Source organism: Streptomyces sp. NPDC059994, assembly GCF_042737755.1.
Lineage (GTDB): Bacteria > Actinomycetota > Actinomycetes > Streptomycetales > Streptomycetaceae > Streptomyces.
In genome coordinates, this window is sequence record NZ_JBHWUR010000095.1 from 1 (window position 1) to 14,631 (window position 14,631).

The window sequence follows — 14,631 nt, forward strand, 5'->3', positions numbered from 1 at the left end:
CCCGGACCCCCTCCACCCCCGGCCGTCCGCCAGAGGACTTTCGGGAAGGGGCGGGGTGGGGGACAAACCCCCGCCCCGCCACCGCGTCACCCCACCAGCACATCCTCCCGAGCCACCCCGGCGTCCGCGTCCCCGACGCCCTCCGCCCCGGAGGAACCCGAACCCGACACCCGCGGCAGACACACCGCACCGACCGCCGCCAGCCCCACCACTCCCGCCCCGACCCACAGCGCCGGCTGCAGCCCGTCCACGAACGCGGTAGCCGACCCGTACCCGCCCTGCGCGGAGAACACCGCCGCCAGGACGGCGACACCCAGCGCCCCGCCGACCTCCCGCAGCGCGTTGTTCGCCCCGGACGCGATCCCCTGCTCGGACGGCCGCACGCTCGACATCACCAGGTTCGCGGCCGGCGCGAAGTACAGCGCCATCCCGACCCCGCTGACCACCAGCGCCGGCAGCTGCGCCCCGTACGACACGTCCGGCGACATGATCAGGGCGAACCACCCGAGCCCGATCGCCTGGAGCGCCAGCCCCACCGCCACCACCGGCCGTCCCCCGATCCGGTCGGACAGGATGCCCGCGACCGGCGCGACCAGCAGCGGCATGGCGGTCCACGGCAGCATCCGCAGCCCCGCCTCAGTCGGCGAGTAGCCGAGCACGCCCTGCAGGAACTGGCTGAGCAGGAAGATCGAGCCGAACATCCCCACGTACATCAGCAGGCTGGACAGGTTGATCGCCGCGAACGCCCGGCTCCGGAACAGCCGCATCGGCAGCAGCGGCGCCTCGCTGACGATCCCGTGCCAGATGAACGCGCCGAGCAGTGCCGTACCGGCCACGAGCCCCGTCAGCACCGTCGGGCTGCTCCAGCCGTCGACGTTGCCCCGGATCAGGCTGTACACGATCCCGAAGAGCCCCCCGCTGGCGAGCACCGTGCCGCGGATGTCCAGCCGGGCCCCGCTCCCGTACGACTCCGCGAGCCGCAGTCGCGCCAGCGGAAGCACGAGCACCCCGAGCGGAACGTTCAGCCAGAAGATCCACTGCCAGGAGAAGTGCTCGGTCAGCGCGCCACCGATCAGCGGCCCGCTCGCGACGGCGAGGCCGTTGACCCCGCCCCATATCCCGTACGCCAGGCCCCGCTTCGCGGCCGGCACCGCCGCCGTGAGCAGCGTGAGCGTCAGCGGCATCATGATCGCCGCGCCGACGCCCTGGACGGCGCGCGCCGCGACCAGGCCGTCGATCCCGGGCGCCAGCGCCGCCGCGGCGGACGCGCCGGTGAAGATCGTCAGCCCGGTGAGGAAGAGCTTGCGGCGTCCGAACCGGTCGCCCAGCGCCGCTCCGAACATCAGCAGGACGGCGAAGGTGAGGGTGTACGCGCTCACCGTCCACTCCAGATCGTCCAGCGCCCCGCCCAGGTCCTCGCGGATCGACGGCAGGGCGGTGGTGACGACGAGGTTGTCGAGCGCCGCCATGAACCCGGCGATGCTGGTGATCACCAGCGCCCACACGGCGCCCCCACGCCGAGCCGTTCCCTGCTCGGACCCCTGGTCAGGCCCTTGCTCGTGCTGCTTCTGCTTCTGCTGCTCGGACATCGCTTCCCCGCTTCCCCAGTCTGGTTAGTTATCAGTTACTAACTTTCGAGCCCATACGGGTGCCCCTGCGCACGCCGCACCGCCCCGGGCAGCCCCGCGGCTACTTCTCCAGCCGCCCCTTCGCCCGTGCGGAGGGATAGATCTCCTCCCACACCCGGTGTTCGGGAGGGAACCCGATCGCCACCAGCGTGTTGATCAGCATCCCGTACGCCAAAAACGTCGTGGTGTCCTTGTAGCCCTCCAGCGGGATGCTCACCGCGTCCCACAGCTCCATCCATTCCCGCCGGACGGCCTCGCCGAAGGTGCGGTCGCCCGCCGCCTCGGCCGCGGCGACCGCCACGTACACCTGCATCTGCATGAGGAGCCGCTCCGGCTCCTCCGCGATGACCTTGGTGTACGCGTTCGCCATCGCGTGCACCGCCTCCTCGCCGTGGAGCCCCTCGGACGCCTCGGCGAACATCCGGACGGTGTCCTCCATGCAACGGTGCATCGCCGCGAGGAAGATCGCGGGCTTGTTCGGGAAGAGCCTGAACAGGTACGGCTGCGAGACACCCACCCGTTTGGCGATCGCCTCGGTGGACGTCCCGTAGTAGCCGCGGTGAGCGAACTCACTCATCGCCGCCCGTACGACGCTCTCGCGCCGCTCCTCCGCACTCATCCTGACCATGGATCCAAAGTTAGTGGCTAATAACTAACTTCGCAACCCCGAAGAACGGCCGCCGGGTTCTCCACCCCCGGCGGCCGTTGCACGGGCTCACGCCAGCGCGACCACCGCGCGCGACATGCCCAGGACCTTCTGGCCCGCGCTCATCGCCGTCAGGTCGACCCGGACCGTCTTCGCCTCGTCGTCCAGCTTGGCCGCGACCTTGGCGCTGACCTCGATGAGCGCGCCCGCCTCGTCGTTCGGCACGACGACCGGCTTGGTGAAGCGCACCCCGTACTCGACGACCGCCGCCGGGTCGCCCACCCAGTCGGTGACCACCCGGATCGCCGCGGCCATGGTGAACATGCCGTGCGCGATGACGTCGGGCAGCCCGACCTCCTTCGCGAACCTCTCGTTCCAGTGGATCGGGTTGAAGTCGCCCGAGGCGCCCGCGTACTGCACGAGTGTGGCGCGACTCACGGGGAAGGACTGCGCCGGCAGCTCGGTGCCGGTCTCCACGTCCTCGTAACGGATCTTGGCGCTCATCGTCACTCCCCCTCGGCCGCGCGGGACACGAGCTTGGTGAAGGCGGTCACGACGTGCTCGCCCGCCTCGTCGTGGACCTCACCGCGGATGTCCAGGATGTCGTTGCCCGCGAGGGACTTGATCGCCTCGATGGTGGAGGTCACGGTGAGCCGGTCCCCCGCGCGCACCGGGCGCTTGTACGCGAACTTCTGGTCGCCGTGCACGACCCGGCTGTAGTCCAGGCCCAGCTGCGGGTCCTGGATCACCTCGCCGGCCGCCTTGAACGTGATGGCGAACACGAAGGTCGGCGGCGCGATCACATCGGGGTGCCCGAGCGCCTTCGCGGCCTCCGGGTCGGTGTACGCGGGGTTGGCGTCCCCCACGGCCTCGGCGAATTCGCGGATCTTCTCCCGGCCGACCTCGTACGGCGCGGTGGGCGGATAGGTCCGCCCCACGAAGGACTGGTCGAGCGCCATGGGCTCGCAACCTCCTGCTTGGTGATCTACGGAACGGGATACGACGAGAGGCCGCCCCCCTGAACAGGGAACGGCCTCTCGTACGAGCCTGAGTGCTAAACCCGTGATTAGCGGGTCTCGCGGTGCGCGGTGTGCGACTTGCAGCGCGGGCAGTGCTTCTTCATCTCAAGTCGGTCCGGGTTGTTACGCCGGTTCTTCTTGGTGATGTAGTTCCGCTCCTTGCACTCCACGCAGGCCAGCGTGATCTTCGGGCGGACGTCGGTGGCAGCCACGTGAGTGCTCCTTGACGGACAGGTAGACGGGTGAACGCATAAAAGAGTAGCCGATCGGGAGACCGACCCCACAATCGGCTACTGGTGCTGCTTGGAGTAGCGGTGACCGGACTTGAACCGGTGACACAGCGATTATGAGCCGCTTGCTCTACCGACTGAGCTACACCGCTTTGATGATCCGGTCCCCGCTTGTGGGCGGGGACCCTCTCACCAGAGCCCCAATACGGAATCGAACCGTAGACCTTCTCCTTACCATGGAGACGCTCTACCGACTGAGCTATTGGGGCGAGCGATGAAGACATTACACGGTCGGCCACCGATCGCCCAAATCCGTTTCGCCGGGCCGTCGTGGAGCCGTCGGACGGCCGTCGCGGGGCGGCTCCCGCAGGGGGCCCATGGGGGTCCGGGGGCGGGTGGGACGTGATCGCGAACCGCTTCCGCACGGCCCGCCCCAGGTGTCACTTACGCCACTCGTGGCCACACCGGTACGACTATTGCGCTCCTCCTCGATGCGCGCGGGGCGCGCCCCTAGGGTCTGTCCGGTGGGTCTGATCGTCCCGGCCCGGAGTGCGGTCTCGGCGCTGGTGAGCGGGGGTCTGGTGCTTCCCCAAGCTCTCCACTTCGTTCGAGCGGGGGAGACCCCGATGCCGCGAGGCGGAAGAGGGCGACATGGCGGAGCCATGGCAACCGACACAACGCCGCTGGGGCCCCCTGGCCCTGGCCTTGGGGGAGGACGCACCGGACCCCCGCGTGCCGACCAGATCGACCGGACAGGCCCTAGGCTCGGCTCACGCTGCGTGATCTTGCCCTGAAGGCCCCGCGGGGCCCCGAGGACCACCTGGAGCGCGATGTCCGACAGCCAGTCGCATCCGGCCCACTCGCCCGGCACCGGGGACGGCCCCGCCGAGGCCGCCACCACGCTCCTGCTGTCCGGCGCCCGGCTCGCCGACGGCCGGACCGTGGACGTCCGGCTCGGCGGCGGCCGCATCGAGGCCGTCGGGACCGCGGGCAGCCTCGCCGCGCACTTCTCCAAGGTCGACCTGAACGGCTTCCTGCTGCTCCCGGCGCCCGCCGAGCCGCACGCGCACAGCGACACGGCGCTGACCGCGTTCGGCCCCGAGGGCCCGGTCTCGTACGCGGCGGAGGACGTCCAGCGCCGCGCCACCGAGGCCGCCCTGCTCCAGCTCGGCCACGGTGCGACGGCGCTGCGCTCGCACGTGCGGATCGACGACGTACGGGGCCTGGAGCCACTGGAGGCCGCCCTCCAGACCCGCCGCTCGCTGCGCGGGCTCGCCGAGCTGAACGTGGTGGCGGTGCCCCGGCTGCTGACCGGCACGGCCGGCGCGGACGGGCTCGCGATGCTGCGGGACGCGGTGAAGATGGGCGCGTCGGTGGTCGGCGGCTGCCCGGACCTCGATCCGGACCCGGCCGGGTACACGGAGGCGGTCCTGGAGGTCGCCGCCGAGCACGGCTGCGCGGTCGACCTGCACACGGACGGCGACGATCCGGCGCGGCTGGCCCGGCTCGCGGCGATGACCGCCGGGCTGCGCCCGGGGGTGGCGATCGGCCCCTGCGCGGGCCTGTCCCGGCTGCCGCGCGAGGCGGCGGCGCGGGCGGCGGACCAGCTCGCTTCGGCGGGCGTCGCGGTGGTCTGCCTGCCGCAGGGCGGCTGCGGCATGACGGAACGTCAGGGAACGGCCCGTCAGGGCATGCCGCCCGTAGGGATGCTGAAGGCGGCGGGCGTGCGGGTGGCGGCGGGCGGCGGCGCGCTGCGCGACCTCGCCAACCCGGTGGGCCGGGGCGACCCGTTGGAGGCCGCGTTCCTCCTCGCCTCCCAGGCGGGCCTGCGCCCCGAGGACGCGTACGGCGCGGTGAGCACGGCCGCCCGGGAGGCGATGGGCCTGCCCGAGGTCCGCGTGGAGGCGGGCTTCCCCGCGGAGCTCCTGGCGGTACGCGGCGAACGCATCGCGGGCGTGCTGTCCCTCGCGTACAGCCGCATCGTGATCCACCGCGGCCGGGTGGTGGCCCGGACGAGCGCGGTACGGGAGTACTGCGACTCGGCGGCGGTGGTGGCGCTGGATCTGCCGCGGCAGGGGCGGCCGGACTCCGGCGGGTGAGGCGCCCCGGGGGCCCGGAGGGGCGGGCAGGGCGGGCCGGGCGGACACGCGGGCCGGACGGCGCCGGCCGGGCGGGGCTTGGGCGCCCGAAGGGGCTCGCCGGGGGCGCGCCGGGCGGCCCACCGGCGTACGGTCGTGAGCATGCGCATTGTCATCGCAGGAGGCCATGGTCAGATCGCGCTGCGGCTCGAACGGCTGCTGTCGGCGCGCGGGGACGAGGTCGCGGGCATCATCCGCAAGCCGGAACAGGCGGACGACCTGCGAAAGGCGGGCGCCGAGCCCGTCGTACTCGACCTGGAGTCGGCGTCCGTGGACGAGGTCGCGGCCACCCTGGAGGGCGCGGACGCGGCGGTGTTCGCGGCGGGCGCGGGCCCGGGAAGCGACGCCTCGCGCAAGGAAACGGTGGACCGGGCGGCCGCGGTCCTCTTCGCCGACGCGGCGGAGCGGGCGGGCGTACGCCGGTACGTGGTCGTCTCCTCGATGGGCGCGGACCCACGCCACGAGGGCGACGAGGTCTTCGACGCCTATCTGCGCGCCAAGGGCTCGGCCGACGAGACGGTACGGGCCCGCCCCGGCCTGGACTGGACGATCCTGCGCCCCGGAATGCTGACGAACGACGCCGGCACGGGCCTGATCACGCTGGCCGCGTCGACGGGCCGCGGCCCCATCCCCCGTGACGACGTCGCCGCCCTCCTGGCCGAACTCATCGACACCCCCGCCACGGCGGGCCTGACCCTGGAAGCGATCAGCGGGTCGGTGCCGGTGATGGTGGCGGTCAAGGACGTGGCGGGGAACTGAGGGCGAAGGATTCGAAAAGACCCCCGCCGAGCTGCGTTTCCGCACTTCGACGGGGGTCGCGGGGGTCTGGGCGTCCTGCATCGCGTGGCGGCGCCAGGATTCGAACTTCGAACCGGGTCGGCCAAGCCGACGGCTGTCCGTCCTGGCCACCGCCCACGCCGGACCCCTCACCCGGTGCTTTGCGCCATGGCTCGATCGTTTCTGCTCCCATGGCCCGCAGCCGCCCCGGATCTCGCTTCGCCGGTCTCTCTCCACCCAGCGCCCGACCTTCCCTCAAGCCCGAACACCGGCACCGCGCGTCCGCTAGCGACGGATCCTGGTCTGCTGCTGATACTCGCCACGGACCCTGACGATTTCCTGGAACAGATCCGGAAGATCCGAAAGATCGATGTTCCTGGGGTTGGTGGCATAGCTGATCAATCCAAGCAGCTGGTGCAGGATGTTGGCCTCCTGCTGCTGGCGCTCCCAGGCAGGGTCGGCCGCCGACTCCTCGCTCTCCTGTGGAGTAGTGCGAAACCTTTCGTCTTCGATGAGCCAGTCCGACAGCGCCTGCGGCCACACAAGACGCATGGCCGTTCTGTGTTCCTGTGGCCCCCCTTCCCGGGAGTCCTCCAGGGCGGTGAGTATCCGGGCTTCGTGTGATCGGTCGACGCGCGCCTGAAGACCTTCGACCGAAGCGAGCCGGACGGCCAGGTCCCGGATCAGCTCTCCGTGGCGCAGCGCCCAATCCCGCTCCGCGCGCCGGCTGCGATGCTCGCGGACGGACTCCACCCGCTCGCTCTGCGTACGAGGCAGAGTGCCGTCGGCGTGCCTGTGCGCGCGGGTCAATTGGAGATGGCGGCGCTCTGCCGACTGGCGACCGCTCAGTTCCAGAGCGTCGGCGATGCGCTCCCAGGTGATCCGCTTGGTCCGCGCCAGGGAGATCAGCTGAAGCTCATCGCTTTCCAACTTGTCCCGGAGCATACGGATAACCAGGAGCGTCGCCAGAATGTCCGTCTCTTCGACGTCGGGCTGGATTATCCCGCGAGCCCGCTGGCAGATGCGGTCGTATGCGCGGGCCACCTCCAGCAGCGTCGGCGTGGACTCCGAACTCCCCGGCTGGGAATGCCGCCGGACCCCGCCCGGAGACTCCAACAACCGCCCCCATGCCCGGTCCCGGTTGTACTCCGCCTCGGGATACTGCGCACGCCGTGCGGCACGTGTCGTCTTCATGACGACTCCCCCTGTCGTCTTTTGGACGACGCATTCGGCAGAGAGTCGCGTTCAGTCGCGCACAGTCGCGAAGTATCCGGTAGCCCGTCGATCGGCCCTTCGGACGACGAGCCTCCCGCGTGCCGGACCATTCGTGGCCTTCGACGCCACACGGATCGCAGCACCCCGACAACCACAGCGGTGATCGCGAACATCACCTCGGCTATGTAGTGGGCGCCGGCATCCTGGATGACAGAACTCATCATGAATGAATCAGCGCACGTCACAGACGTGCGCTCTCCTCCTCACGTTGCTGGTGGTGCAGTAACACGCCCCGCCGAGTTGGCGTATGTGAAGACATATCCCTTCACAACGCACCGCCTGGCGGCACGGAACGTCAGGCCGCGATTACAGCCCGACGCCAGGAGAAAGTCTGCCGCCCCCGAAACACACGGACGGCCCGCACCGGACCCGCCTCTCCAATCGCCACCCTTCGCCATGGCCACATAACGCGCATTTCACCAATACAAGGCGCCTCTTGCCCCACAGAAATGTCGTCCGAGGGAGGCAGAGCACTGTTCCGCGCCCGCCTTGTCTGCTTTAAGGGCGGGGTACCTACGGAGAAGTCGATGGACCGAAAAGCAGAGGCAGAGGAGAGGCAGAGTCGGAGGCGAGGCAGAGGCGGAGGGCAGGCCGAGGAAGGCCGAGGAAGAGAATCGGATTCAGTAATTCCGCATGCTGTGACGACCGCTTGCGTACAACGTCGGCGTGCGGAAGCGGTCGGGGAGGCCGGGTACCGGATCACCGGGACGCTGGGCGCGTCCGTCACGTACCGGCCGGATGAGCGGGACGGTCGACAGCGGCCCGCACCACACCGCCCCACCCGCCCTGCCAGGCCCCGGATCCGAGGGCCGCGGAGTGAGAGACTTCACCCACTTGCGTTCCCGCCGAGATAGCGCGGGCGGACAACGAGAAAACCCCCTCGCATCTGCGTTTCCGCAGATGCGAGGGGGTTTCACCCAGTGTGGCGGCGCCAGGATTCGAACCTGGGTAGGCTAAGCCGACGGATTTACAGTCCGTTCCCATTGGCCACTCGGGCACACCGCCATGGGATGTCGCCGGTGGAGGTCCCGCTTTCGCGGTGCTCCCTGGCAACGACGTAAACGATACCTGATACCCGGGGGTGCTTCGCCACCCGGTTGATCAGCGCTTCGCGCGGGCCCGGGTGGCTAGGCTTTGGGGCAGCGGTTCGGCAGCCAGGCCGTACCCCCACGCACCCGATCCAAGGAGCCACAGGACATGGCCGACTCCAGTTTCGACATCGTCTCGAAGGTCGAGCGGCAGGAGGTCGACAACGCCCTCAACCAGGCCGCGAAGGAGATCTCGCAGCGCTACGACTTCAAGAACGTGGGCGCGTCGATCTCTTGGTCCGGCGAGAAGATCCTGATGGAGGCCAACTCCGAGGACCGCGTCAACGCGATCCTCGACGTCTTCCAGACCAAGCTGGTCAAGCGCGGGATCTCGCTCAAGGCGCTGGACGCCGGCGAGCCGCAGCTCTCCGGCAAGGAGTACAAGATCTTCGCCTCCATCGAGGAGGGCATCTCGCAGGAGAACGCCAAGAAGGTCGCCAAGGTCATCCGCGACGAGGGCCCCAAGGGCGTCAAGGCGCAGGTGCAGGGCGAAGAGCTGCGGGTCTCCTCCAAGAGCCGCGACGACCTCCAGGCCGTTCAGACCCTGCTCAAGGGCAAGGACTTCGACTTCGCGCTGCAGTTCGTGAACTACCGCTGACCCCTCGGACGTGCTGTCCGATTTCCGCCAGCGCGGGCCGGACGGGGGTCGCAGACTCGGTCTCGTACGTGAGGACTCGTACACGAGGACTCATACGTGAGAACGCGTACGTGAGAACTCGTCGCAAGGAAAGGAACGTGCGATGACGGTCTACGCGACCCTCGACAGCCCGCTGGGCGAACTGCTCCTGGTCGGTGAGGAGTCAGCCACCGCGGAGGGCGGGACCGCGCTGGTCTCGCTCTCCATGCCCGGCCAGAAGGGCGCGGCCGTCGTCCGGGACGGCTGGCGACGGGCGCCGGAGGCCTTCGAGGAGATCGCCCGCCAACTGCGGGCGTACTTCGGCGGCGAGCTGACCCGTTTCGACATCGAGTACGCGCCCGGCACGGGCACCGACTTCCAGCGCCAGGTCTGGGCGGAGCTGGACTCCATTCCGTACGGGGCCACCACCTCGTACGGGGAGATCGCCCGCCGGATCGGCGCCTCCTCGGTGAAGGTGCGCGCGGTCGGCGCCGCCATCGGCCGCAACCCCGCGCTCGTCGTACGCCCCTGCCACCGTGTCATCGGCTCCGACGGCACCCTGAAGGGGTACGCGGGCGGCCTGGAACGCAAGGAGCGCCTGCTGGGGCTCGAAGGGGCCCTGATGGCGACGCCCGGCAGCCCCAGTGGCCCCAGCGGCCCCAGCGGCCCCAGTAGCCTCGCCAGCCCGGGCAGATGAGCGACGCCCTCTTCCCCCGGCCGCGCACCGTCGTCGCACCCGGCGCCGTGCACGTGCCGGGGTGGCTCCCGCCCGAACGGCAGCGGGAGCTCGTGGCGGCCTGCCGGGAGTGGGCGCGGGGGCCCGTCCCCATCCGGCACACCGTGCTGCCGGGCGGCGGTGTCATGTCCGTGCAGACCGTCTGCGTCGGCTGGCACTGGCAGCCCTACCGGTACACCCGCACCGCCGACGACGTGAACGGCCGCCCCGTCGCCCCCTTCCCCGACTGGCTCGCCGCACTGGGCCGCGCCGCGGTGGCCACCGCGTACGACGACCCGGCCGCCGGGGACGGCTACTCCCCCGACACCGCCCTGATCAACTTCTACGACGGCGACGCGCGCATGGGGATGCACCAGGACAAGGACGAGCGGTCCGGCGCTCCGGTGGTCTCCCTGAGCGTCGGCGACAGCTGCCTCTTCCGCTTCGGCAACACCGAGGACCGGGGCCGTCCTTACTCCGATGTCGAGCTGGCCTCGGGCGACCTCTTCGTCTTCGGCGGCCCCTCGCGCTTCGCCTACCACGGCGTACCGAAGGTCCACCCGGGCACGGGCGATCCGGCGATGACCGGCCTGCCCGGCGGCCGCCTCAACCTGACCCTCCGCGAGACCGGGCTGAAGGCGTGAGCAGCCGACCGGTTGACCGGGTGACGGTCCGGCCGCACCCCGGGTCGGCGCCTCAGCGGCGGTCGCGCGAGTTGCCGAAGACTATGCGGTAGGCGATCAGCAGCACGAGTGAGCCGCCGACCGCCGCCGCCCAAGTGGCGCCGTCGTAGAAGTGGTTGGCGACCGGGCGGTCCAGCCAGCGCGCCGAGATCCAGCCGCCGACGAACGCACCCGCGATCCCTATGACCGTCGTGCCGATCAGACCGCCCGGGTCCCGCCCGGGGAGCACGATCTTGGCGATTGCTCCGGCGAGCAGGCCGAGGATGATCCAGCTGACGATGCCCATGTCCTGAACCTGCCTTTCGTACGGTGTCGTCCTATGCCATGGCGTACGGGAGACGTACTCCCTCCGGAGCGCGGTTGCGCCGGTGGCTAGGGTGCGGCGCATGACACAGGCACTGCGCCGCACCCTCGGCGTCTTCGACGCCGTGGTCATCGGGCTCGGCTCGATGGTCGGGGCCGGGGTCTTCGCCGCCCTTGCCCCTGCGGCGAAGGTGGCCGGGACCGGGCTGCTGGCCGCGCTGGCGCTGGCCGCGGCCGTCGCTTACTGCAATGCCATGGCCTCGGCACGGCTCGCCGCCCGCTATCCCGCGTCCGGTGGCACCTATGTGTACGGGCGGGAGCGGCTCGGGCCGTTCTGGGGCTATCTGGCGGGCTGGGCGTTCGTCGTCGGCAAGACCTCCTCGTGTGCGGCGATGGCTCTGACCGTGGGCGCCTATGTCTGGCCGGGGCAGGCCCACTTGGTGGCGGTCATGGCGGTGGTGGCGCTGACCGCCGTGAACTACGGGGGTGTGCAGAAGTCGGCGTGGCTGACGCGGGCGATCGTGGCGCTGGTGCTCGCGGTCCTCGCGGCGGTGGTGGCGACCTGCCTGGGGTCGTCCGCCGCCGGACACCTGGACGTCGGGCTGTCCGGGGGCGGGGCGGGGCTGCTCCAGGCGGCGGGGCTGCTCTTCTTCGCGTTCGCCGGGTACGCCCGGATCGCCACGCTCGGTGAGGAGGTGCGCGATCCGGCCCGGACGATCCCGCGCGCCGTTCCCCTGGCGCTGGGCATCGCGCTGGCCGTCTATGTCTGTGTCGCGGTCGCTGTCCTTTCCGTACTGGGCGCGGACGGGCTGGGGCGGGCGATGGCGCCGCTCGCCGACGCGGTGCGGGCGGCGGGCGCGCCGGCGCTGGTGCCGGTGGTGCGGGCCGGGGCGGCGGTCGCCGCGCTCGGGTCCCTGCTCGCGCTGGTGCTCGGGGTCTCGCGCACGGTCCTCGCGATGGCCAGGGACGGCCATCTGCCGGGCACACTGGCCGCCGTGCACCCCCGGTTCCGGGTGCCGCACCGGGCGGAGGTCGCGGTGGGCGCCGTGGTGGCGGTGCTGGCGGCGACGGCCGATCTGCGCGGGGCGATCGGCTTCTCGTCGTTCGGCGTGCTCGTCTATTACGCGATCGCCAACGCGTCGGCCTCGACGCTCGGTCCGGGCCGCGGCGGGCGGCTGCTCGCGGCCTGCGGGCTGGCCGGGTGTCTGCTGCTCGCCTTCGCGCTGCCGCCGTCGTCGGTGGTGGCGGGCAGCGCGGTGCTGGCCGTGGGGGCGGTCGCGTACGCCGTGCGGCGGCGCTGAGGCCGCATGGACCGCGGCGACAGCCACGGCGCGCTACGGCTGCCGCGGCCTCATATTCGGCCGCTGAACCCCGCGGGGGAAGTCCGGGACACCATCTCGTTCTCGGTCATGGCTCCATGGTGGACCACGCCACTGACAATCGGTCCTGAGCTCGCCCCGGACGGCTCTGACCTGCGTGTTCTCTGTCGACTGCCTGTGGAAAACCTGGTCCGGCTACCGGTAGAACGGCTGGTCCGTCGGCACGATCTGCTTGCCCAGCGGGAGCAGCGAGACCGGGATCAGCTTGAAGTTCGCGATGCCCAGCGGGATTCCGATGATCGTGACGCAGAGCAGGAAGCCCGTGACGATGTGGCCGAGCGCCAGCCACCAGCCCGCCAGGATCAGCCAGAGCACATTGCCGACGCACGACGCGGCGCCCGCGTCCTGCCGCTCCACGACCGTGTACCCGAATGGCCAGAGCGCGTAGAGGCCGATACGGAAGGCGGCCAGGCCGAAGGGGATGCCGATGATCGTGATGCAGAGCAGGACGCCCGCGAGCAGATAGCCCAGGAACATCCAGAAGCCGCACAGGACCAGCCAAATGACGTTGAGGATTGTCTTCATGGGCGGCGACCTGCCATCTGTTCGAGTCGGGCGATGCGCTCCGCCATCGGCGGATGTGTCGAGAACATCTTGGAGACGCCCTGTCCCGGGCGGAAGGGGTTGGCGATCATCATGTGGCTCGCGGTCTCGATCCGCGGCTCGGGCGGCAGGGGCAGCTGCTTGGTGCCCGCGTCAAGCTTGCGCAGGGCACTGGCCAGGGCCAGCGGGTCGCCGGTCAGCTGGGCGCCGGACGCGTCCGCCTCGTATTCGCGCGAGCGGCTGATCGCCAGCTGGATGACGGAGGCCGCGAGCGGCCCCAGGATCATGATCAGGACCATGCCGACGATGCCCGGGCCCTCGTCGTCGTTGGACCGGCCCACCGGGATCAACCAGGCGAAATTGACCAGGAACATGATCACGGAGGCGAGCGCTCCGGCGACCGAGGAGATCAGGATGTCCCGGTTGTAGACATGGCTGAGCTCATGGCCGATCACGCCGCGCAGCTCGCGCTCGTCGAGGATCTGCAGGATTCCTTCCGTGCAGCACACCGCCGCGTTGCGCGGGTTGCGGCCGGTCGCGAAGGCGTTCGGCGCCTGGGTCGGCGAGATGTACAGGCGCGGCATGGGCTGGCGCGCGGCCGTCGACAGCTCGCGGACCATCCGGTACAGCGCCGGGGCCTCGAATTCGCTGACCGGGCGGGCGCGCATGGCCCGCAGGGCCAGTTTGTCGCTGTTCCAGTACGCGTAGGCATTGGTGCCCAGCGCCACGAACAGCGCGACGATCAGCCCCGTACGCCCGAAGAAGCTGCCGATGACGATGATGAGCGCGGACAGTCCTCCGAGAAGGACGGCAGTCCTCAACCCGTTGTGCCGGCGGTGCACGGTACGCCCTCCAAATGGTGCGGCAGGGGAACCCTTTGCCTGATGGTCCTTCCACTTTCCAGTGGACGCTCCCGTACTGGTCAACGCCAGACGAGGACCGCTGGTTCCCTTGCACGCCCTGGAGGGCGCCCTGCTCCGTACGGGTGGGTCAGCGCGGCGCGGGCAGTCCCGCGAGCTCCAGGGCCTTCGGGTCGGGCTCCAGCTCGGTGGTGCAGTGCCCGCAGCGGGTGGCGATGCCCGGGATCTGGGTGTAGCAGCGGGGGCAGTCGCGCAGGGCGGCCTTGATGTCGACCGGCCTGTCGCGGTCGAGCCGCGCCTGCACCTTCATCATCGGGATGACGACGAGGAAGTAGAGCACCGCGGCGGTGATCAGGAAGGCGATGGCCGCGCTGATGAATTTCCCGTAGGGAAATTCGACGCCCTCGACCTTGAACGTCGCCGTGGTGAAGTCGCCCGTCGACCGGGTGGCGAGGCCGATGAGCGGCGTGATGAAGGCGGTACTGAAGCCGGTGACCACGGCGGTGAACGCCGATCCGACGGCCAGACCGACGGCCATCGTCACGATGTTCCCGCGAAGGATGAAGTCCTTGAACCCGCTCAGCACTGCTCGCTCCTAGTCGTCTCCGGCTGCCCGGCCGTTCGCCGTCCGGGCACGCGTGCGCACACGTACGCGCGTACGACACTGCCCTGTCCGGGCACCCGAGTTCAAACCCGCTGCGCGAACCGGTGGCCCGGATGGACGGCCGGGC

The 14,631-nt window shown here is 70.5% G+C and carries 16 protein-coding genes and 3 tRNA genes; 6 read left to right on the forward strand and 13 right to left on the reverse strand.

Annotated elements, in window-relative coordinates:
- Window positions 1-86: 86 nt before the first annotated feature.
- From ACFWA7_RS31595 to ACFWA7_RS31625, 7 genes are all read right to left on the reverse strand, one after another.
- Window positions 87-1,589, reverse strand: coding sequence for a DHA2 family efflux MFS transporter permease subunit (locus tag ACFWA7_RS31595; RefSeq protein ID WP_385826529.1), 1,503 nt, complete (start codon window positions 1,587-1,589; stop codon window positions 87-89).
- Between the two features lie 100 nt (window positions 1,590-1,689).
- A complete protein-coding gene (locus tag ACFWA7_RS31600; protein ID WP_385545117.1) occupies window positions 1,690-2,256 on the reverse strand; it encodes a TetR/AcrR family transcriptional regulator in 567 nt (188 codons plus the stop codon).
- Window positions 2,257-2,343: 87 nt separating this feature from the next.
- Window positions 2,344-2,778: a MaoC family dehydratase gene (locus ACFWA7_RS31605; protein ID WP_385545119.1), complete on the reverse strand. Its 435-nt coding sequence runs from the start codon at window positions 2,776-2,778 to the stop codon at window positions 2,344-2,346.
- 2 nt (window positions 2,779-2,780) lie between these two features.
- Entirely contained in the window at window positions 2,781-3,233 is a 453-nt protein-coding gene (locus ACFWA7_RS31610) for a MaoC family dehydratase N-terminal domain-containing protein (protein ID WP_385545122.1), read from the reverse strand.
- Between the two features lie 107 nt (window positions 3,234-3,340).
- Window positions 3,341-3,505: a 50S ribosomal protein L33 gene (gene rpmG / locus ACFWA7_RS31615; protein ID WP_158989327.1), complete on the reverse strand. Its 165-nt coding sequence runs from the start codon at window positions 3,503-3,505 to the stop codon at window positions 3,341-3,343.
- Between the two features lie 97 nt (window positions 3,506-3,602).
- Window positions 3,603-3,675 (reverse strand) — tRNA-Met (locus ACFWA7_RS31620).
- 44 nt (window positions 3,676-3,719) lie between these two features.
- Window positions 3,720-3,792, reverse strand: a tRNA-Thr gene (locus ACFWA7_RS31625).
- A 561-nt stretch (window positions 3,793-4,353) separates the two neighbouring features.
- Here ACFWA7_RS31625 and ACFWA7_RS31630 point away from each other — a divergent pair.
- Entirely contained in the window at window positions 4,354-5,622 is a 1,269-nt protein-coding gene (locus ACFWA7_RS31630; protein WP_385545127.1) for an amidohydrolase family protein, read from the forward strand.
- A 141-nt stretch (window positions 5,623-5,763) separates the two neighbouring features.
- Entirely contained in the window at window positions 5,764-6,420 is a 657-nt protein-coding gene (locus ACFWA7_RS31635) for an SDR family oxidoreductase (protein ID WP_385545130.1), read from the forward strand.
- A 303-nt stretch (window positions 6,421-6,723) separates the two neighbouring features.
- On the opposite strand, the gene ACFWA7_RS31640 is transcribed toward ACFWA7_RS31635, so the two are convergent.
- Window positions 6,724-7,632 (reverse strand): hypothetical protein, encoded by a 909-nt coding sequence (locus ACFWA7_RS31640; RefSeq protein WP_385545133.1) that lies wholly within the window; start codon window positions 7,630-7,632, stop codon window positions 6,724-6,726.
- A gap of 1,004 nt (window positions 7,633-8,636) precedes the next feature.
- Window positions 8,637-8,718, reverse strand: a tRNA-Tyr gene (locus ACFWA7_RS31645).
- A 192-nt stretch (window positions 8,719-8,910) separates the two neighbouring features.
- Between ACFWA7_RS31645 and ACFWA7_RS31650 the strand changes: the two genes are divergently transcribed.
- The 3 genes from ACFWA7_RS31650 to ACFWA7_RS31660 all read left to right on the forward strand — a co-directional run bounded on the left by ACFWA7_RS31650 (window position 8,911) and on the right by ACFWA7_RS31660 (window position 10,776).
- Window positions 8,911-9,399 (forward strand): YajQ family cyclic di-GMP-binding protein, encoded by a 489-nt coding sequence (locus tag ACFWA7_RS31650; RefSeq protein ID WP_385545135.1) that lies wholly within the window; start codon window positions 8,911-8,913, stop codon window positions 9,397-9,399.
- Window positions 9,400-9,541: 142 nt separating this feature from the next.
- Window positions 9,542-10,114 (forward strand): methylated-DNA--[protein]-cysteine S-methyltransferase, encoded by a 573-nt coding sequence (locus ACFWA7_RS31655; RefSeq protein WP_385826531.1) that lies wholly within the window; start codon window positions 9,542-9,544, stop codon window positions 10,112-10,114.
- Entirely contained in the window at window positions 10,111-10,776 is a 666-nt protein-coding gene (locus ACFWA7_RS31660; protein ID WP_385826533.1) for an alpha-ketoglutarate-dependent dioxygenase AlkB family protein, read from the forward strand. Before ACFWA7_RS31655 ends, ACFWA7_RS31660 begins: the two co-directional genes overlap by 4 nt.
- 52 nt (window positions 10,777-10,828) lie before the next feature.
- Here ACFWA7_RS31660 and ACFWA7_RS31665 read toward each other — a convergent pair whose 3' ends face one another.
- Window positions 10,829-11,101, reverse strand: a complete 273-nt coding sequence (locus ACFWA7_RS31665) for a GlsB/YeaQ/YmgE family stress response membrane protein (RefSeq protein WP_385545144.1) — start codon at window positions 11,099-11,101, stop codon at window positions 10,829-10,831.
- Window positions 11,102-11,201: 100 nt separating this feature from the next.
- Here ACFWA7_RS31665 and ACFWA7_RS31670 point away from each other — a divergent pair, with 100 nt between their 5' ends.
- Entirely contained in the window at window positions 11,202-12,419 is a 1,218-nt protein-coding gene (locus ACFWA7_RS31670; RefSeq protein WP_385826535.1) for an APC family permease, read from the forward strand.
- A gap of 213 nt (window positions 12,420-12,632) precedes the next feature.
- Here the strand turns inward: ACFWA7_RS31670 and ACFWA7_RS31675 are convergent, their stop codons facing one another.
- The 3 genes from ACFWA7_RS31675 to ACFWA7_RS31685 all read right to left on the reverse strand — a co-directional run bounded on the left by ACFWA7_RS31675 (window position 12,633) and on the right by ACFWA7_RS31685 (window position 14,486).
- Window positions 12,633-13,022: a YccF domain-containing protein gene (locus ACFWA7_RS31675; protein ID WP_385545150.1), complete on the reverse strand. Its 390-nt coding sequence runs from the start codon at window positions 13,020-13,022 to the stop codon at window positions 12,633-12,635.
- The gene (gene htpX, locus ACFWA7_RS31680) at window positions 13,019-13,882 is read right to left on the reverse strand and encodes a zinc metalloprotease HtpX (protein ID WP_385545153.1); all 864 of its coding nucleotides are present in this window, start codon (window positions 13,880-13,882) and stop codon (window positions 13,019-13,021) included. Before htpX ends, ACFWA7_RS31675 begins: the two co-directional genes overlap by 4 nt.
- Before the next feature lie 148 nt (window positions 13,883-14,030).
- Window positions 14,031-14,486 (reverse strand): MscL family protein, encoded by a 456-nt coding sequence (locus tag ACFWA7_RS31685; RefSeq protein WP_385545156.1) that lies wholly within the window; start codon window positions 14,484-14,486, stop codon window positions 14,031-14,033.
- Window positions 14,487-14,631: the final 145 nt, after the last annotated feature.